At 68.9% G+C, this 18287-nt stretch carries 17 protein-coding genes; 6 read left to right on the top strand and 11 right to left on the bottom strand.

The annotated features are described in order from the left end of the window. Positions 1-64: 64 nt before the first annotated feature. Positions 65-1240, bottom strand: coding sequence for a glycoside hydrolase family 3 N-terminal domain-containing protein (locus tag ACL9RL_RS14795; protein WP_422781038.1), 1176 nt, complete (start codon positions 1238-1240; stop codon positions 65-67). Between the two features lie 163 nt (positions 1241-1403). On the opposite strand from ACL9RL_RS14795, the gene ACL9RL_RS14790 reads away from it, so the two are divergent. After that, on the top strand, positions 1404-2540 hold the full coding sequence (locus ACL9RL_RS14790) for a coiled-coil domain-containing protein (RefSeq protein ID WP_422781037.1): 1137 nt from the start codon (positions 1404-1406) through the stop codon (positions 2538-2540). A 48-nt stretch (positions 2541-2588) separates the two neighbouring features. Here ACL9RL_RS14790 and ACL9RL_RS14785 read toward each other — a convergent pair whose 3' ends face one another. Next, the gene (locus tag ACL9RL_RS14785) at positions 2589-3434 is read right to left on the bottom strand and encodes a UbiA family prenyltransferase (RefSeq protein ID WP_422781036.1); all 846 of its coding nucleotides are present in this window, start codon (positions 3432-3434) and stop codon (positions 2589-2591) included. A gap of 111 nt (positions 3435-3545) precedes the next feature. Between ACL9RL_RS14785 and ACL9RL_RS14780 the strand changes: the two genes are divergently transcribed. Genes ACL9RL_RS14780 through ACL9RL_RS14770 form a run of 3 tightly spaced genes read left to right on the top strand, consistent with a single transcriptional unit; the run spans position 3546 to position 6627 of the window. Further along, positions 3546-4721, top strand: a complete 1176-nt coding sequence (locus tag ACL9RL_RS14780) for a type III polyketide synthase (protein ID WP_422781035.1) — start codon at positions 3546-3548, stop codon at positions 4719-4721. Then, complete coding sequence (locus ACL9RL_RS14775) at positions 4718-5416, top strand: class I SAM-dependent methyltransferase (RefSeq protein ID WP_422781034.1); 699 nt, start codon at positions 4718-4720, stop codon at positions 5414-5416. The genes ACL9RL_RS14780 and ACL9RL_RS14775 overlap by 4 nt, the downstream gene beginning before the upstream one ends. After that, positions 5413-6627: an FAD-dependent oxidoreductase gene (locus ACL9RL_RS14770; protein ID WP_422781033.1), complete on the top strand. Its 1215-nt coding sequence runs from the start codon at positions 5413-5415 to the stop codon at positions 6625-6627. Before ACL9RL_RS14775 ends, ACL9RL_RS14770 begins: the two co-directional genes overlap by 4 nt. A 6-nt stretch (positions 6628-6633) precedes the next feature. Here ACL9RL_RS14770 and ACL9RL_RS14765 read toward each other — a convergent pair whose 3' ends face one another. From ACL9RL_RS14765 to ACL9RL_RS14750, 4 genes are all read right to left on the bottom strand, one after another. Next, positions 6634-7161, bottom strand: a complete 528-nt coding sequence (locus ACL9RL_RS14765) for a GbsR/MarR family transcriptional regulator (protein ID WP_422781032.1) — start codon at positions 7159-7161, stop codon at positions 6634-6636. After that, complete coding sequence (locus tag ACL9RL_RS14760) at positions 7158-8768, bottom strand: ABC transporter permease (RefSeq protein ID WP_422781031.1); 1611 nt, start codon at positions 8766-8768, stop codon at positions 7158-7160. The genes ACL9RL_RS14765 and ACL9RL_RS14760 overlap by 4 nt, the downstream gene beginning before the upstream one ends. Then, entirely contained in the window at positions 8768-9685 is a 918-nt protein-coding gene (locus tag ACL9RL_RS14755; RefSeq protein ID WP_422781030.1) for an ATP-binding cassette domain-containing protein, read from the bottom strand. The genes ACL9RL_RS14760 and ACL9RL_RS14755 overlap by 1 nt, the downstream gene beginning before the upstream one ends. A gap of 97 nt (positions 9686-9782) precedes the next feature. Further along, positions 9783-10580 (bottom strand): inositol monophosphatase family protein, encoded by a 798-nt coding sequence (locus tag ACL9RL_RS14750; protein ID WP_422781029.1) that lies wholly within the window; start codon positions 10578-10580, stop codon positions 9783-9785. Positions 10581-10822: 242 nt separating this feature from the next. On the opposite strand from ACL9RL_RS14750, the gene ACL9RL_RS14745 reads away from it, so the two are divergent. Together ACL9RL_RS14745 and ACL9RL_RS14740 are read left to right on the top strand one after the other, a co-directional pair. Beyond that, the gene (locus ACL9RL_RS14745; protein ID WP_422781028.1) at positions 10823-11617 is read left to right on the top strand and encodes an IclR family transcriptional regulator; all 795 of its coding nucleotides are present in this window, start codon (positions 10823-10825) and stop codon (positions 11615-11617) included. Between the two features lie 42 nt (positions 11618-11659). After that, positions 11660-12676 (top strand): zinc-dependent alcohol dehydrogenase, encoded by a 1017-nt coding sequence (locus ACL9RL_RS14740; protein ID WP_422781027.1) that lies wholly within the window; start codon positions 11660-11662, stop codon positions 12674-12676. A gap of 10 nt (positions 12677-12686) precedes the next feature. Here ACL9RL_RS14740 and ACL9RL_RS14735 read toward each other — a convergent pair whose 3' ends face one another. The 5 genes from ACL9RL_RS14735 to ACL9RL_RS14715 all read right to left on the bottom strand — a co-directional run bounded on the left by ACL9RL_RS14735 (position 12687) and on the right by ACL9RL_RS14715 (position 18204). Continuing rightward, positions 12687-13490 carry a carbohydrate ABC transporter permease gene (locus ACL9RL_RS14735; protein WP_422781026.1) on the bottom strand — a complete coding sequence of 268 codons (804 nt, stop codon included), beginning with the start codon at positions 13488-13490 and terminating at the stop codon, positions 12687-12689. Between the two features lie 8 nt (positions 13491-13498). Beyond that, positions 13499-14422 carry a carbohydrate ABC transporter permease gene (locus tag ACL9RL_RS14730; protein WP_422781025.1) on the bottom strand — a complete coding sequence of 308 codons (924 nt, stop codon included), beginning with the start codon at positions 14420-14422 and terminating at the stop codon, positions 13499-13501. 32 nt (positions 14423-14454) lie between these two features. Continuing rightward, entirely contained in the window at positions 14455-15777 is a 1323-nt protein-coding gene (locus ACL9RL_RS14725; protein ID WP_422781024.1) for an ABC transporter substrate-binding protein, read from the bottom strand. Between the two features lie 91 nt (positions 15778-15868). Beyond that, positions 15869-17005 carry an ABC transporter ATP-binding protein gene (locus tag ACL9RL_RS14720; RefSeq protein WP_422781023.1) on the bottom strand — a complete coding sequence of 379 codons (1137 nt, stop codon included), beginning with the start codon at positions 17003-17005 and terminating at the stop codon, positions 15869-15871. Positions 17006-17319: 314 nt separating this feature from the next. Further along, positions 17320-18204: a hypothetical protein gene (locus ACL9RL_RS14715; protein ID WP_422781022.1), complete on the bottom strand. Its 885-nt coding sequence runs from the start codon at positions 18202-18204 to the stop codon at positions 17320-17322. Positions 18205-18287: the final 83 nt, after the last annotated feature.

Raw genomic sequence — 18287 nt, 5'->3', positions numbered from 1 at the left:
CCGTCCTCCGAAAACTTTCCGATGAATTCTTCGAAGCCGGAACGACGATCGGCTCACGATCGGATCAGCGGCGAGCGGCACCGATCTCGATGCGCAGAGTGAGCAGTTTCAACACCGCGTCGTCCACGAGTTGCGCAGGAATCCGCCCGGATCGCACAGCCTGCGCGAGATCGCTCACCAGCACGGTCGGATCCACCCCGGACACCGCCGGGTCCCCCGCGAGGTCGTAGAGCAGCATCGTGTTGCCGGCCAGGACCGCGCGGATGGCGTTCTCCGACGGGTTCTGGAACTCGGCGATCCCGGAGTGCTGCAGCATCAGCATGTCGTCCGTGATGCTCACACCGTCGAACCCGAGCTGATCCCGCAGCATGCGGTGCCAGATCGCGGAGAGCGAGGCGGGAGCACTGTCGACGCTGGTGTACGCGAGGTGACCGAACATCACGAACTCGGCCCCCGCATCGATCCCGGCCTGGAACGGCAACGCGGCACTCGACGCCCATTCCTCGGCGGACATGGGCGTCGACGGGAGCGACGAGTGCGAGTCACCCGGCGCCGCCCCGTGCCCTGGGAAGTGCTTGAGTGTGCTGAGGACCGTGCCGTGCTCGCCGAGAACGGCTTGAGCGACCCGAGCCGATGCGTCCTCCGGCGTCGTGCCGAGCGCACGTCCGAAGATGAACGAGTCCGGATCGGCCGTCTCATCGGCCACGATGCCGAAGTTGACCGAGCAGCCGGCGGCCCGCAGCATCGCCGCCCGACCGGAGAACGCCGCTCTCGTCTCGGCCGGGGGCAACGACTTCAGCGTGTCAGCTCCCGCGAACGCGTCCTCGTCGATGCGCTGCACCTCTCCGCCCTCCTCGTCGATGCCGATGAGGAGCGGGAGCGAGGCGTCCGGACTGATCGAGTCCGTGACCTGGGGAAGCGCGGCCAAGCCGGGCATGTTGTCGCCCATCAGGATGAAGCCGCCCGGCTGGACCGTGTCGACGAAGGAACGCAGGACGGCCGGGTCGGTGCCGGGGGTGTGCAGCATCAGCATGCTCGCCACCCGCTGTTCGAGCGTCATCGCATCGAGGACGGAGTGCGCTCTGGCGGCGATCGGATCGACCGTTGGCGACACGGACGGTGCAGGCGCTGCGGACGGCGCGGGCCGGCTCGCTGGTCCCTGGCTTGCGCATCCGGCCACCACAAGCGTCACCGCGGCCAGCACGACGGCGAGTGTTCCGGTGGACCTCCTGCTGCGCATTCTCACCAGCATACCGAGCGCCGGGAACACCGGACCCGGCTCCTCCACGATGCCCGTTCGGGCGATCTCCAGCGGGCGCGATGGCCCACACAGCAATCGCACAGGCCCAACGACGCGCCGGAAAACACGGATCGAATGCAGAGATCGTGGTTAAACTCGACGCGTGACGAAACCGGGCTCCCTCCTCCAGCGGACCACGATGCGGACGACCGCCATCGCGGCAGCGGTCCTCGTCGCGATCTCCGTCGCAGCACCAGCACACGCGGACGACTATCCCAGCTGGGCAGACGTGCAAGCCGCCATGGCGAACGAGGCCGCCCAGCAGGCGGAGGCCGATCGCATCTCCGGCATCCTGCAGAACCTCCAGGCCGAGTCGAACACGCTCGGCGATGAAGCCGTCGCTCGCGGCGCGGCCGCCGGTGAAGCGGCAGCGGCCCTCGAAGCGCAGTCCGAACGAGCCGATGCGATCGCAGCGCAGGCGGCGGCCGCAACCACGCAGGCGGCGACCGCCAAGCGCCAGGCAGGAAACGTCATCGTCCAGATGTCGCGCTTCGGCGGCACCGATGCAGCCCTCGCCGTCGTGCTGGCCGGCAAGGGCGACCAGGCCACACTCCTCGACCGGCTGAGTTCCATCGGCAAACTGAGCGAGACGACCGCGCACACCTACGCCCAGGCCGTCGCCCAGAGCAACACGGCCGCCGCACTGTCAAAGCAGGCCGCCGACGCGAAGGCGGAACGCGAGCGCCTGTCCACCGCGGCGACCGAGAGCTACCAGAGCTCTCTCGCGGCGAGCAAGGCAGCAGACGCAGCCGTCGCTGAGCAGCAGGCGAACCGCGACCGGCTCTACGCCCAACTCGCCACGCTCAAGAACACCACGGCCGCGACCGAACAGGCCTACGCCGTCGGCCAGCAGAAAGCTCAGGAGGAGCAGGACGCCCAGAACGCCGGCGGCAGCGGCGGCGCCGACAGCCCGCCGCCTCCCGGCCTGTCAGCGGACCCGGACGGCGCCAAAGCCTACGCGAGCGGCGCCATCGGCTCCTACGGTTGGGGCGACGGCGAGTTCCAATGCCTCATCCGCCTCTGGACGCAGGAGTCGGGCTGGCGCGTGAACGCGTACAACACCGACAGCGGGGCCTACGGCATCCCGCAGTCGCTCCCCGGGAGCAAGATGGCCTCGGCCGGCGACGATTGGCGCACGAGCGCAACCACGCAGATCAACTGGGGTCTCAACTACATCTCCGGCCGATACGGTTCGCCGTGCGGCGCCTGGTCGCACGAGATCGCGTACAACTGGTACTGATGCGCCACGATCGCGGCGCATCCGCTCAGGGCGTGAGGCTCGTCCCGCTCAGACCGTGAGGCTCGTCCCGCTCAGGGCGAGCTGCACGGCGATGATGAGGGCGGCGGCGATGATCAGCTGGAACAGAAGCCGGGACGGCGGGCGGATGACGACGAGACGGACGCCGACGACCGCGATCGCCAGGACGACGACGCAGGCGGCCCAGGAGAATACGCCGGGCGCCCGCCCGGTCGCGATCCACGGCCCGACGAGCACGACCACTGCCCCGAGCGCAAGCGCGAGGAACGCCGTGATCCCGGACGGGACCAGCCCGAGGCGGTGCGGCAAGCCGCGCACCCCGGTCGTTGCATCGTCGGCGAGATCCGGCAAGACGTTGGTGAAGTGGATGGCGACCCCGAACACCGCGCCGACGACGACCGCCCACGGCGCGGCGAACACGGGAACCGGTGACGCGAGCGTCACCACGGCCGGCAGGATGCCGAAGCTCACGATGAACGGCAGCACGGAGAGGGCCGTGCGTTTGAGTCCGAGGTTGTAGGCCCACCCGGAGGCGACGAGCACCAGATGCGCGATCCCGGCCAGAGCCCCGAGCGCGAAGGACAGCGGGACGGTGACGACCGCGCTCACGATCGCCGCGGTTCGGACGGCCCCGACCCCGATCAGCCCCTGCGCGACCGGCTTGTCCCGCCGGCCGACGCTCCGGTCCCGCTCGGCGTCGATCCAATCGTTCGACCAGCCGATCGACAGCTGCCCGACGAAGATCGTCACGGCGACGAGCGCGCACCGCGCCGGGTCGAAGCCGAGGGCGATGGCCAGGACGGTCGCGAGCGCGGTGACCGCGAGCGTCGGCCCGGGGTGGGAGGAGAGCGCGAGCCGCCTCGCCATCGTGAGCACAGCTCCAGCATAGGGATCCGAGCGGCGCGCGTGGCACGGCTCGCGGAGCGCGTCCGGTTCGACCGGCCGGGCCTCCCGCCTTCCCCGACACTTGCGGGGTTACAATCCGGTATGTCTGTCACAGTGAGGTCGATCGGAACCGCCGTCCCACCCACGGTGCTCAGACAGGCGGATGTCTCAGACGTCTTCCGCGCCCAACCCTCGGTGACGAAGCTCGGATCGCGGATCATCGGCGCGGCATTCGGCGCCTCCGCGATCGAGACGAGGCACACCGTCATCGACGAGTTGTCCTTCCCGGCGGACGGCCGGAAGGACACGAACACCGCGCCAACGCCCGTCTTCTTCGACGCCGCGACCAACCGGATCCTCGAACCCTCGACCGGCACTCGCAACGACGTCTACGCCGCAGCCTCGCCGGCTTTGTTCCTGGAAGCCGCCACACGGGCGATCGACGCGGCCGACGGCATCGACCTCGCCGACATCACCCACGTCGTGTCCGCATCGTGCACCGGATTCTTCGCCCCCGGCCCCGACTACCTCCTCGTGAGGGACCTCGGCCTCTCCCCCTCGACCCAGCGCTACCACCTCGGTTTTATGGGCTGCTACGCGGCGTTCCCGGCATTGCGCGCCGCGCACTCGTTCTGCGAGGCGGATCCGGATGCCGTGGTGCTCGTGGTGTGCGTCGAACTGTGCTCGCTGCACCTGCGCTCCTCCAACGACCCGGACGCGATCGTCGCCTCCTCCGTCTTCGCGGACGGTGCGGCAGCCGCCATCGTCACCGCCAGGCAGGCCCCGAGCGGCACGACGGTGCTCGACCTCGATACCTTCCGCAGCGTCGTCATCCCGGAGGGCGAGGGCGACATGGCCTGGACCATCGGCGACCAGGGCTTCGACATGGTGCTGAGCAGCTACGTCCCGCGCATCATCGAACAGCACATCAGCGATGCACTCGCGCCGCTCATCGCGACCGACGAGACGCTGACGGACCGACCGTACCGCGACATCGAGCACTGGGCGATCCATCCCGGCGGGCGGAGCATCCTCGACCGGGTCCAGGAGACGCTCGAACTCGACGACGCGCAGCTCGTCCCCTCGCGCTCGGTCCTCCGGGACTACGGGAACATGTCGAGCGCGACCGTCCTGTTCGTCCTCCAGACGATTCTGAACGACACGTCGTCCACACGGTCCCAGGCGACGGGCGCCGTACCGGAGCGCGTGTGCTCGATGGCCTTCGGGCCCGGCCTGACCGTGGAGACGGCGCTCCTGACGAAACGGACGATCGCGTGACCCCGCTGTCCCACCGCGACGTCACCTCGATCGAGCTGATGGACGATCCGGACTGCGACCTCGACCGTCTGGAGCACACCTATGCGCAATTCACCGCCGTCAACCGGCTCGTCTCCGGATGGCGCACCATCTACCTGAGGCGCATCAAGCCCCACCTCACGGCGCACACCGACACCTCACTGCTCGACATCGGGTTCGGCGGCGGCGACGTCCCACGAGCACTCGCGAGCTGGGCGGCGGCGGACAGGCTCAGGCTCTCCATCACCGCCATCGATCCGGACGATCGCGCGCGACGATTCGTCGAGGCCCGACCAGCGATGCCCGGTGTCACCTTCCGCCAGGCCTCCAGCGCGGATCTCGTTGCGGACGGCAGCCGCTTCGACCTCGTCACCTCGAACCACCTACTGCACCATCTCGACGCCGACGCGCTCGCGAGTGTGCTCGACGATAGTCGCAGACTCGCGCGTCGCCTCGTGGTGCACAACGACATCGAACGCAGCCGGGTCGCGTACGCCGCGTACTACCCGATGACGGCGCCGTTCTCCCGCGGGTCCTTCATCCACCAGGACGGGCTGCTCTCGATCCGGCGCAGCTACCGACGTGCGGAACTCGAACGCGTCGTGCCGGACGGCTGGCGGGTCGAGCGGCTGTTCCCGTACCGGCTGCTGCTGCTCGCAGACGGGACTGCCGGGTGACGAGCGCCAGCAGCTCCCGGATCTGCGACGTCCTCGTCGTCGGCGGCGGTCCGGTCGGACTCTTCGCCGCAGTGCTCCTCGCACAGGCGGGGCTCGACGTCGTCGTGTGGGAGCGGCGGACGAGTCCGAGCACACACTCGCGGGCGATCGGCATCCACCCGCCGTCACTGCACGCCTTCGCCGCCGCCGGGCTGGTGGACGACGTCCTGGACGCGGCCGTCCACATCGGCGCCGGCGATGCGCGCAGCCGCGGCAGGACGCTCGGCACCGTGAGTTTCGCAAGCGCCGATGCGCAGTACCCGTTCGTCGCCTCGCTCGGCCAGTCCGCCACCACCGGGATCATCCGAGCGGCGCTCCTCGCGAACGGCGGCGTCGCCGTGGACCACGGCGTGGAGCTCACCGGGCTGCGATTCGAGCCCGACCACGTGCACGCCACCGGACGGTCGCTCGGCGGCTCGGCAGAGGGTGATCCCTCGGGTGGCGACGTCGACGTCGAGGTCAGCGTCTCCGCACGCTTCCTCGTGGGCGCCGACGGCGCACGGAGCACAGTCAGGAGCATCCTCGGCATCCGCGCCGGGGAGCACGAGTACCGCGACCGCTACGTCATGGGCGACTTCGCAGATCAGACCGGCGAAGGGGATCTGGCCGTTGTGCACCTCGAACCGGCCGGAGTCGTCGAGTCGTTCCCGCTCCCGGACGGCGTGCGACGCTTCGTCGCGTGGACGGGCTCGGCTGGCCGCCCCGACAGCACGGCGCCCACCGCCGCCGACCTCGCCGCCCTGGTGACCGCACGGACCGGCGTCCCCGTCGACCCTGCCTCGAACTCCATGCTGAGCGCCTTCGGCGTTCGGCGGCGCATCGCGGACCGGATGACCCTCGGCCGCGTCGTCATCCTCGGCGACGCAGCGCACGAGATCAGCCCGATCGGCGGCCAGGGCATGAACCTCGGTTGGGCCGATGCCGTCGCCATCGCCCCGCTCATCGCCCGGGGAGTCCGGGCCGGACGGCCGCCGCGAGAAGCCTTGGAACACGTCTCCCGAATCCGACTCGACGCTGCGGCGCGTGCCGCGACCCAGGCGGAGGCGAACATGGCGCTCGGCCGCCCGGTCGGCGAAGTCGGACTCGTCGTGCGCGACGCCCTACTCCGCGCGACGCTCCACTCACCGGCTGCGAGGGTCCTGGCGAACGCATATACGATGCGCTGGCTCTGACACGGGTCAGCGCTCGGCCGAGTCCGCTCCTGCGCCGGCTCCGGTTCCGGCGCCGGCCTCGTCCTGCTGCGCCCTCCTGCCCGTCTCCCACTCGACGAGGAGTGCCGGCATCCGCCATTCGAGGAACCGGAAGAAGTCGCTCATCTCTTCGAGCCGCGCGCGACCGCGTGGGCCGAGCGTCGGAGCAGCCTGCTCAGCCAACGAGGCGATGAGCGTGTACAGCTCGTTCTTCCCGAGGGACGCCGTGTACCAGGCGTGCTGCGGCAGCTCGTAGACGTACCGCCTGCTGCCGCCGAGTTGATGCCTCGCGATCATTCCGACGGTGCCCAGGTACTTGACCGCACCGGAGACCGCCGCAGGACTGGCTTGCAGCTCCGCACAGAGCTGATCGGCGCTCAGCGCGGCCTCCTCGCTCGTCATGAGTGTCATGAGCACCGCAGCCGGCATCCGTGGGAAGCCGTTGGCGCTGAGCGCGCTGACCGTCTTGGCGATGGGGTCGTCGCGGAGCCGTTCGATCTCGTCCGCCTCACTCATGTGGTCAGCTCCCGTCGCCTGATGAGGATCGTCGAACCGGCGACGAGCACGATCGCAACGATCACCAGGACCCAGGCGCCGCTCCAGTCGACCGCACCCGCCGGAAGGGCCGGCGTATGCACGAACGGACTCGCATCGCGCACCCGCTGCGGCACGTGCAGCAGTCCGCCCATCTGACCGACGACGACTCCCAGCGCCAGCAACGCCCAGGCCGCCCAGATGGTCAGGCGCGGCAGCACCGCGAAGAGCAGCGCGGTGACCGCGATGTACACCAGCGCAGCCGGGATCTGGGCCAGGCCTGCGCCGAGACTCGACCAGAAGCGGTCCGCCCCGGCGCCGGAGCCGAGGAACGCGAGACCGGCTGCGAGCCCGGCCGCCGCGGAGACCACCACGACGGACACGACCGCGACGATCACGTAGTCGAGCAGCCACACCGTTCGGCTCACGGGAGCAGCAAGGACGAGTTCCGCCCGGCCGTCGGCCTCCTCCGATCTGCCGCGGAGCATCGCCTGCACTCCGGCGGCGGCCGCGAGCACACCGGCGAGGCTCATCACCGCAGCGACGAACAGATCCGCGATACCGCCCTTGCCGCCGGGCACTAGACCAGCGACGACCTTCGAGATGCTCGAATCCGCGGCGAGGCCAGAGGCGATGCTCGCAGCCAGTCCGCCCGCGAGCAGCCCCATCACCACACCGCCGACAGCCCATCCGACGACGGTCGGCCAGTGCAGCCGCCAGACGAGCGCGCGGTTGGATCGGAATCCCGCTCGACCAGACACACGTCCGTCACGCTCGCGCACGAGGCTCGATCCGAGGTCACGACTCGACTGCACCGCAACGGCTGCTGCGACGGTCACGATGACGAGGCCGACCGCCAACAGCAGCGGCGCAGGTCTCGTGGCGGTGAATGCGAACGTCTGCTGTCCCCAGCCGATGGGCGACAGCCACGACGGCCAGGCCGAAACGACCGACAGACCGTCGGCGGTCGGAATGCCGAGGGCATCACCGGCCGCACGCAGCACAAATGCGAGTCCGACGAGTGCGGAACCCATGCCGTTGACGGCCCGAGAGGTCGGGAGGAGCTGGGCGAGCAGCGCCGTCAGCCCGACGAAGCAGGCGCCGACGGCCGCGACGGCGAGACCCGCAAACCAGGCGCCGCCGGCCGACAGCCCCCCGGCAGCGTACGCGAGCCCGACCGCCGCCCCGATCAGGACGTTCGCGATCAACCCGAGGAGCACGGTCGCCCACAACCCGGCGGTGCGCCCCACCGGAGCGGCACCGAGCAGCTCGAGGCGCCCCTGCTCCTCGTCAGCGCGTGTATGCCGCGTGACGAGGAACACGCTCATCAGCGCTGCGACGATCGCGAGGTACACGAACGACTGGAAGAAGACGTAGGAGCCGAGACTCGGTCCGTCCGGAACCCCACGAAGGGCCAGAATCGAGGGCGTCCCGACGGCGACGCGGAGCAGGGCGGTCCGATCGGCCGCCGGACCCACCTCGGCGCCGACCGCCGAAGCGCTCGTATATGCCAGGAGCGCGCCGCCGATGATCCAGACAGGCACCTGGATCCGGTCTCTCCGCGCGAAGAGGAGGAGCAGTCTGAACATCAGGACGCCGCCTCGACCCGGTCGCCGTAGTGGCGGAGGAACAGCTCCTCCAAGGACGGCGGAGTCGCGGTCATCGCTTCGATCCGGTGTCCGGCGAGCACAGCGGTCACCGCGCCGACGGCATCGGTGCTGACATCGAAGTGGAGCGTCTGCAGACCGGAGGCCGCCTGGTCGCCCGTCGAGGCGTGTAAAACGCCCGGCAGCGATGCGATGGTGTCGAGCGGCGCGTCCGTCACCACGGTGAACGCGGTACTCGTCAGGTGCCGCATCTCGCTCAGCGTGCCCCGCTCGACCGCGACGCCGGCGCGGATGATCGTCACGCGGTCGCACAGCTCCTCGACCTCGCTCAGGATGTGGCTCGACAGCAGCACGGTCGCCCCCTCGGCCCGCACCCGCCTGACCTGCTCGCGGAAGACCGCCTCCATCACCGGGTCGAGGCCGCTCGTCGGCTCGTCGAGCAGGTAGAGGTCGGCGCGCCTCGCGAATGCGGCGATGAGCGCGACCTTCTGCCGGTTGCCCTTCGAGTAGCTCCTGGCGTGCTTCTTCACGTCCAGTTCGAAGTCGTCGACGAGCTGCTTGCGCCTGACCTGGTCGGCCCCGCCGCGCATCCCCGCGAGCAGATCGATGGTCTCGCCGCCGGACAGGTTGGGCCAGAGGGAGACGTCGCCCGGCACGTACGCGAGGCGACGATGGATGGCGACCGCGTCCCTCCACGGGTCCAGGCCGAGGACGGAGACGCTCCCACCCGAGCGCTTCGTGAGGCCGAGCAGCACACGCAGCGTGGTCGACTTCCCGGCCCCGTTCGGGCCGAGGAAGCCGTGCACCTCCCCCTCGTCGATGCTGAGGTCGAGACCGTCCAGGGCGTGTACTCGGCCGAACTTCTTCGCGAGGCCCACGGCCTCGATCACGGTGTCCATGCTCGAAATGTACCAAATTCACTGAATAGTGAAGATGAGGAATCCATGAGAGATTCCGCGGCGATCCGCGCCCGGGCCGACCGCGCATCGGCCCGGCTCAGAGCAGCGAACGCAACGCCTCGACGACGCCTGGGCCGGCCGCGAGCACCAGGTCGGCATCCGGCGCCCCGCCCCGGCCGTTCTCGACGACCCCGCCGGCCTCTCGCACGATGAGCGCGCCGGCGGCGTAGTCCCACGGACCGAGCCGCCGCTCGTAATACGCGTCGAGACGGCCGGCCGCGACGAGGCACAGATCCGTCGCCGCCGAACCGCCCATCCGGATGTCACGAACGAGCGGGGCGATCGTCGCAACCGTCGCCGTCTGCTCCTGGCGGACCACCCGGTCGTAGGCGAGCCCAGTGGACACGAGCGCGAGGTCGAGCCGGGACTCCCTGCTGACGCCGATCCGCTCCCCAGCCGCCGTCGCCCCGCCGTCGCGACTCGCCGCGTAGGTCACCTCCTCCGTGCACACCACGACCACACCGACGAGTTCCGTCCATTCGGCCGGGTCCGCCGGGCCGGACACCGCTGCGATGCTGACGGCGTACGGTCCAGCGCCGTAGAGGTAGTTGACGGTGCCGTCCAGCGGGTCGACGACCCAGGTGACCCCGCTCGTCCCCTGCACGGAGCCGGTGCCCTCCTCCCCCAGGAATCCGTCGTCCGGCCTGGCAGCGAGGATCCGTTCGCGGATGAGCTCCTCCGCCTGGCGGTCCGCCTCCGTCACGATGTCGATCTCGGTCGACTTCGTCCCAGCGACCGCCACTCCAGCGACACGGCTCGCCCGGAGGAAGGCTGCAGCCTCCTCGGCGGTCCTCGTCGCGAGTTCAAGCAGTTCGGTGAGCTCTGAGGTGTTCACGGGGTCCAATCGCTTGCTGATGGTTCGTTGATCCAGAACGACGTACGGTCAATGCGCATCGGCGTGCCGGATCGTCGGCTGGGGCACAGTCGCGCGCCGGGGTGAATTCCAGGTGCACATTCCCCGAAGAACCGGGGAAATGCGGATGCGTCTGGGTAGGTTGGGAATCGCCGTGCACCACGGAGCGCAGCGCGATGCCGCGCGGTGTACGGCTGGACAGAACTTCGTTCGAGGAGGACATCATGGCGGACGTCACCACAGACACGCCTCGCGACTACACCGTCGGAAGCGTCGCCCGCGCACTGTCGGTCATCGACATCGTCGCAGAGGGCCCACGGGCCGGCATCACCCTCACCGAGCTGACCAAACAGCTCGGCACCTCCAAGAGCACGGCGTACTCGCTCGCGCGGACCCTGGTCGACGCCGGCTTCCTGCGGGACGTCCAGCCGGGGCCGAGGTACCGCCTCGGCATGGCGCTCGTGCGCCTCGGCGACCGTGCGGCTGAAGCGCACCCGCTCGCCGACGTCGTCAAGCCGATCCTGCACGACCTCAGCCGCCGCACCCAGATGACCGCGCGCGCCGCCATCAACGACGACGGCTACCCCATGTTCATCTCGCGCGTCGACGCACCGGGGAACATCCGCTTCCACACGCCGATGGGCGTCCGCGAACTGCCGCACTCCTCCGCGGCGGGCAAGGTCATCCTCGCGCACCTCCCCGTCGCCGAGATGGAGCGCATCGTGCAGGAGACCGGGCTGCCCTTCCGCACCAGGAAGACCATCACGTCCATGGCTGATCTCCGCGAAGAGCTCGTCCTGACCCGTGAGCGCGGGTACGGCATCGATGACGAGGAGGACCAGGACGGCGTCTTCTGCATGAGCGCCCCGGTGTTCGGCCACACCGGCGACGTCGTCGGAGCGGTCTCGGTGACCGGCATCAAGGTCGAACGCTCCGACCGCCGGGTCGCCGAGCTCGGGAACCAGCTGCGCAAGGCGTCCGCGCAGATCACGGCGCAGCTCGCCGGTCGCGCGCTGTGACGACGACGCCGACCGGGCGTTGTGAGCACTGAAGCCGGAACGATGCGCGCACTCGAAGTGTCGGCCCCCGGGCGCATCGGCATCGTCGATCGCTCCGTGGCCGGTGTGGGACCAGCCCGCAACGAGCCGGATTCCGTGCTCGTCAGGCCACGTCTTGTGGGACTGTGCGGCACCGACCTCGACATCATCGACGGCGGTGTCGATCCCGCGTTCGTCCGCTACCCGATCGTCCTCGGCCACGAGTGGGTCGGCGAGGTCGTGCACGGCGATGGTGACGACGGCATCGGCACCGCCGAACTCGTCGTCGCCGAGGGCATCGTGCCGTGCGAGACATGCCACGCCTGCCTCGACGGAGCCACCAATCTCTGCGAGACCTACGAGGAGTTCGGATTCACCAGGGACGGTGCTGCGACCGGACTCCTGTCCGTGCCCCGCCGGCTCATCCATCCGCTCGGGCGCTCGGTCGGCGCCCGCTCGGCCGTCCTTGCGGAGCCGGCCGCCGTCGTCCACCACGCGATCGCCCGTGCGCATCCACGCGCAGGAGCCCGCGTGCTGGTGATCGGGGACGGGACGATCGGACTCCTCGCCACCCGCCTCGTGCGCGCATCGGCCCCGGAGATCGTCGTGGTCCACGGCCGCCGCTCCGCACAGGAGGAGCTCGCGATGATGGCCGGCGCGGATGCCTTCCACGTCGATCGGACGCCGAAGGCCCGGCACTACGACCTCGTCATCGACGCCTCCGGCAACCCTGAGGCGATCGCGGGATCGTTCTCCGCCGTCAGACGCGGTGGCTCGGTCGTCCTGCTCGGCTACGCCGGCGCCAGCGCGACGGCCCCGCTGCCGATCGACGACGCGATCAACCGGGAGGCCACCGTGACCGGCAGCTTCGCGTCGACCGCGGCCGATTGGCGCGCAGTCGTCGCGAAGCTCGCCGCGGGCGAACTCGACCTGTCCTGGCTCGTCACGCATCAGTATCCGCTCGACGACTTCGAGGCCGCCATCGCCGAGCTCCGTCGACCGAGCGGACCACGCGGGAAGATCGTGCTCATCCCCTCGTGACCTGGGCGGCTCATTTGATGCCGGAACGCAGGAAGCTGTTGATGAACCCGCGCTGACCGATCACAAACGCCGCGAGCAACGGCGCGATCACGATGACCGTTCCGGCCGCCATCTTCGGGAAGTCGAGACCGGTCTCCGGGGCGAGGAAGCGGACGAGGCCGACCGTGATGGGACGGGTGTCGTCCGTTGTCGCCACGATGAGCGGCCAGAGGAAGTTGTTCCACTGTGTCGACACCGAGACGAGCGCGTAGGCGATCAGGCTCGGCTTCGCGGCCGGGATGAACACCTTCCAGAGGATCTCCAGACGCGAAGCCCCTTCGACCTCGGCGGCTTCGACGAGCTCGTTCGGCACGGTGAGGAACGCCTGCCGCATAAAGAAGATGCAGAAGGCGCTCGCGACGTACGGGAGCCCGATGCCCGTGATCGTGTCGAGGAGTCCGAGCGACGCGATCGTCCGGTAGTTCTCCGACATGAACACCTCGGGGAAGATCATCAACTGGATGAGCACGAAGATGAACAGCGCGTCCTTGAACGAGAAGCGGTACCGCGCGAAGGCGTATGCGGCGAAGACGCCGATGACGAGCTGCGCGAGGGTGATCCCGACCACGAGGATCGTGGTGTTGAGGTAGTACTGGCCGAACGGCGCGCGTTCCCACGCCCCGACGAGGTTCTCGAACCCGAAGGACACGCCGCCGGGCGACTCGATGATGAACGCTCGGATGATCACGTAGGCGAGCGGCGCCAGCCAGAGCAGCCCGGCGATCCAGGCGAGGACCATCTCGAACCGGTCTGACGCGGTGAGGATGCGATCCATGGTGACTCCTAGCGGTAGTGGATCTTGCGATCGATCAGGCGGATCTGCAGCACGGCGAGCACCACGAGGACGACGACGACCACGATCGAGATCGCTGCGGCGTACTGGGGCCAGTGCTGGGAGAACGCGACCCGGTAGATGTAGAAGAGCAGCAGGGTGCTGGCGTTGTCAGGCCCGCCCTGCGTCATCACGAACACGAAGTCGACCATCTTGATGCTGTCGGACAGCGCGACGATCGCGGCGAAGAGCGTCGTCGGCATCAGCAGCGGGAAGCTCACCTTCCAGAAGTGGCGGAACTTGCTCGTGCCCTCCAGTTGCGAGGCTTCTTCGAGCTCGGGGTCGATCGCCTGGAGCCCTGCGAGGTAGAAGATCATAAAGAACCCGGCCTCTTTCCACACCATCATGACCATGAGGGACGGCAGCACGAGCGCGGGGTCGCCCAGCCAGTTCGGCGTCGGCAGCCCGACGGCGCCGAGGATGCTGTTGAACACGCCGATGTTCGGCTGGTAGAAGTACATCCAGATGACGGCGATGGCGACGACCGGCAGGATGGCGGGTGCGAAGACGCCGGCCCGGAGGAACCCGCGGCCGCGCATCTGCTGGTGCAGGAGCACCGCGAGGAACATCGCCAGCGCGAGCGAGACGGGCACCGTGATGAGGGAGAACGCGAGGTTGTTGGTGAGCGAGCGGATGAAGACCTCGTCGGAGGCCAACGCGGCGTAGTTGTCGAGGGTGAATTCGTCACCGGCTCGGTTGCTGAAGCTGCTGACCACCGAGGCGAGCATCGGCTTGACCGTGAAGAGGATCAGGAAGACGAACGCTGGGACGAGCAGGAGGTACGCGAAGGGCGTGTCCGGCAGGCGGCGGCCGGCCCGGAAGAAGTTCCGGACCGACCGCTGCTGCTGGTCAGGCGCCACGGGGGCGTCGATCATGTGGTGAACCGATCAGAGAGGGTGTGGCACGCCTACTTGTGGGTGGCGAGGATGGCGTCGATGTCCTTCTGGGCCTTGGCGAGCGCGGTCTTGGCATCTGCACCGTTCAGGAGGACGGACTGCAGTGCCGGAGCGAGCGTCTGGTAGACGACGCGGTCGCGGTCGTAGGTCGCCATCTCGGGGATCGCGTCCGCGACGGCGTCGTGTGCCGCCTGCGCCTGCGGGAACTCCTTGACGTACGCCTGCATCTCCGGCGTGTTCCAGGCTGCGTCGGACGTGGCGATGTAGCCGGACTTCACCGAGACGTCCGCAGCACGCTCGGGCGTGGTGAGGAACTTGGCGAGGGTGACGGCGGCTTCCTGCTGCTCCTTGGAGACGCCTGCGTTGAACAGCATGAGGCTGCCACCGCCGGTCGGAGCTCCGACGCCCTTGCCGGCCGGGAGCGCCGAGACGCCCCAGTCGAACGCGGCCTTCTTCTGGATGGTCGCCATACGGCCGGACGTGGTCCAGAGGATGCCCGTCTGACCGGCGATGAAGTCGTCGGTCGACGTGCCCCACGCGACCTCGGTGTCAGGGGCGACACCCTCGGTCTTGCCGAGCGACGCCCAGAACTCGAGCGCCTTCACGTTCTCAGGCGTGTCGAGCGTGACCTTCGTGCCCGCGGCGTTGCTGATCGCGCCGTCGCCGCCGGCCTGCTGCACGAGCGCCTGGTAGAGCCAGTACGCGGTGCCGGTCGAGGTGGGGATGAAGACGCCCCACTTGGCCTCGGCCTTCTCCTGCAGCGCCTTGGCGTCGGCGACGAGGGAGTCCCAGCTGTCCGGGCCCTTCTCGGGGTCGAGGCCGGCCTTGGTGAAGAAGTCCTTGTTCCAGTACTGGACGATCGTGGAGCGGGCGAACGGCACACCCCAGACGTTGTCCTTGTCGTCGATCGAGTTCGACATGAACTGGGGGTAGAAGCCGTCGAGCCACTGCTTGTCGTCGTCGGTGGTGAGGAAGTCGTTCCAGCTCGTGATCGCCTTGCGCTCGACCAGGTCGTGCATAAACGACTGGTCCATGATCGCGAGCGCGGGAGCCTTGTTGCCGTCGATCGCCGTGTTGACGGCGGTCAGGGTCTGGTCGTAGTCACCGGAGTAGACACCCTTGACGTGGATGTTCGGGTGCTCCTTGGCGAAGTCCTTGAGGTAGCCGTCGATGAGGGTGCCGAGCGTGCCGACCTGGTCAGGGTAGTAGAAGTCGATGCTCACCTCCTTGGAGGAGGTCTCGCTTGCGCTCTGCGAGGAGCAACCGGCGAGGAGCGTTGCAGCGATCGCTGCCGTGCCTGCGACCGCGATGAGCTTCGTGCGGGTGGATGACATGGGGCTGTTGGTCCTTTCTTGAACCGGTGTGTCGGGTGTGATGTGTGGAGCGTGGTGCGAGGGAGGGAGAGGTTGTGGGGACGGTGATCCGTCAGGCGATGGCGGCGAGCGTCTCGCGCGGCGCCGGCTCGATGCGGTGCTGCGTCGCCCGGTCGAACAGGTGGACCTGGTGCATCGGGACGCGAAGGGTGTCCACGACGGGCAGCGGATCGCTCGCTTTGACGCGCACGTGGACCCGCTCGCCGCCGACGAGGTAGGTCACGAGCCGGTCGGCTCCGAGGAGCTCCTGACGGCCGGGGACGGCCGGGATGCTGAGCGCGGGCCCGAGCGTCCGGTCGGCGGGAGCTCGCCCGACGAGCACGTCCTCCGGCCTGATGCCGACGAGGAGCTCGCTCGGGAGCTCTGCGGCGTGACCGGCGAAGAGCTCGGTCGCATCGAGGCGCGTCCCGTCGCCGAGCACGAGGTCGAGCCCGTCGCGAGCTGCCTCCACCAGGTTCATGGGCGGCGACCCGATGAAGCGTGCCACCGGTGCTGAGGCAGGGCGCGCGTACAGTTCCTCCGGGGAGGCGATCTGGTCCACGCCGCCGTCGCGCATCACGATGACGCGGTCGGCCATGGTCATGGCCTCCACCTGGTCGTGGGTGACGTAGAGGACGGTGAGCCCGAGGCGCTGCTGCAGTTCGCGGATCTCGGTGCGCATCTCGGCGCGGAGGCGAGCGTCGAGGTTCGAGAGCGGCTCGTCCATGAGGATGAGCTGCGCGCCGCTGACGAGGGCCCGACCGAGCGCGACGCGCTGGCGCTGGCCGCCTGAGAGCTGACCAGGACGGCGGTCGAGGTAGGGCTCGAGGCGCAGCTGCTTCGCCGCTTCCGCGAGGCGGGTGTTTCGCTCGTCCTTCGACAGGTGCCTGACCTTGAGCCCGAAGACGATGTTCTCGGCGACGCTCAGGTGCGGGAAGAGCGCATAGTTCTGGAACACCATCGCGAGCCCGCGCTCCGAGCTGGGCACGGCGGTGACGTCGCGTCCGCCGATCGAGATGCTCCCGGTGTCCGTGCGCTCGAGACCGGCGACGATGCGGAGGGTCGTCGACTTCCCGCAGCCGCTCGGGCCGAGGATCGCGGCGAATTCGCCGTCCGGGACGGTGAACTCCACGTCGTGGAGGGCGTGGTGCTTCGCCCCTCGTGCGCCAGGGTAGGACTTCGAGAGCGAGCGGAGAGAGACGTCGGGCACGGCGGTCCTTGGGGTCGGAGCGGATGGATGCGGACCGTCGGGTGCGGATCCGAGGTGTTCAAGCACTTCCGCGGATTCTGTTCGGCAGAGCAGAACCGGGGTTTGCTTACGTGAACACAGTGGCAGAGCGAACCTCTCGATTCGGGGCCCTCCGAACGACTGCGCGGTGAACAGATCGTGAATGTCGAGGGACTCGGTTCTGTGCTCCAGAACCCGCCCGGCACTCCCCCTGGAACTCGCCCGGCACTCCCCCGGAACGACCAGAGCGGCCCGCCGGGCGCAAGCCGACGGACCGCTCGTTCAGTGGAGCCTGGTCAGTTCAGCTTGTAGTGCTGCAGGTACATGAAGATCGACTTCCAGCCGGAGCCGACATTGAGCACGTCGAGCTGGAAGTCGTTGCCGCCACGGTCGATCGCCGTGATGCCCTGCACCTCGTCACCCGGTTCGACGTCCTGGTTGAACTCCCACGTGACCGCGCCGGAGGTGAGGTCGATCGAGTACACGGATTTGTCGCCCTTGATGTCGACCGATGCGTACAGCTTGCCGCGGAGCATCGTGGCTCCCTGGATGCGGCTGAGCGCGCGTGACAGCGTGATGGTCTTGACCACCGGGATGGTGGAACCCGCCGGGAGCGTCAGCAGGTCGTTGAGGCTGTAGGCCACGATCTGGTTCGTGCCCTGAGCGACGTCCTGGTTCCACGGTGCCGTGTAGACGAGCCCTGCGGCTTCGTCGACGGAGACCCACGGCACACCGCCGGGCATCGTTGCGAGCGGCAGCTGCACGTAGCGGCCCGTGTAGCCGAGCGTGTTGGCGTCGTAGAGGGCCAGGAGCGGGTGCTGGTAGCCGGCCTTGCCGTCCTCGAGCGGCGCGACGACGAGACCGCCCGTGTAGTCGATGTCGCCGATGTGGTCGACCTTGAACTGGCTGCTGAGCTGGCTCGGGATGGCGGCGGCGCTCGATGCGACCTCGTGGTCGTTCGAGATCGTGGCCTTCACCATGCTGTACGGGCCGTTGTAGTAGTAGTACGTTCCGTCGGTGGCGACGCCCTGGCCGCGCTCGAGCGCGTTGAAGCCGGTCCAACGCTGGTAGTCCGGCAGTCTCGTCCAGGCTGCTGCACTGGCCATCTGCGGTGCCGCCGTGAGACCGATGGCGATGACGAGGCCGAGCGCGAGCCCGGCACGGGTACGAGTGGATTTCACTGAAACTCCTGAACCTTGCGGATGGTGCACCGAGCGGCGCACGGGACCCACCCCATCAGGGGGTCGTCAGGACGACAACGACC

Source organism: Plantibacter sp. Mn2098 (assembly GCF_049319745.1).
Classification (GTDB): domain Bacteria; phylum Actinomycetota; class Actinomycetes; order Actinomycetales; family Microbacteriaceae; genus Plantibacter.
Note: the sequence above shows the minus strand (reverse complement) of the source record. Positions and strands in the feature narration are given on the sequence as shown.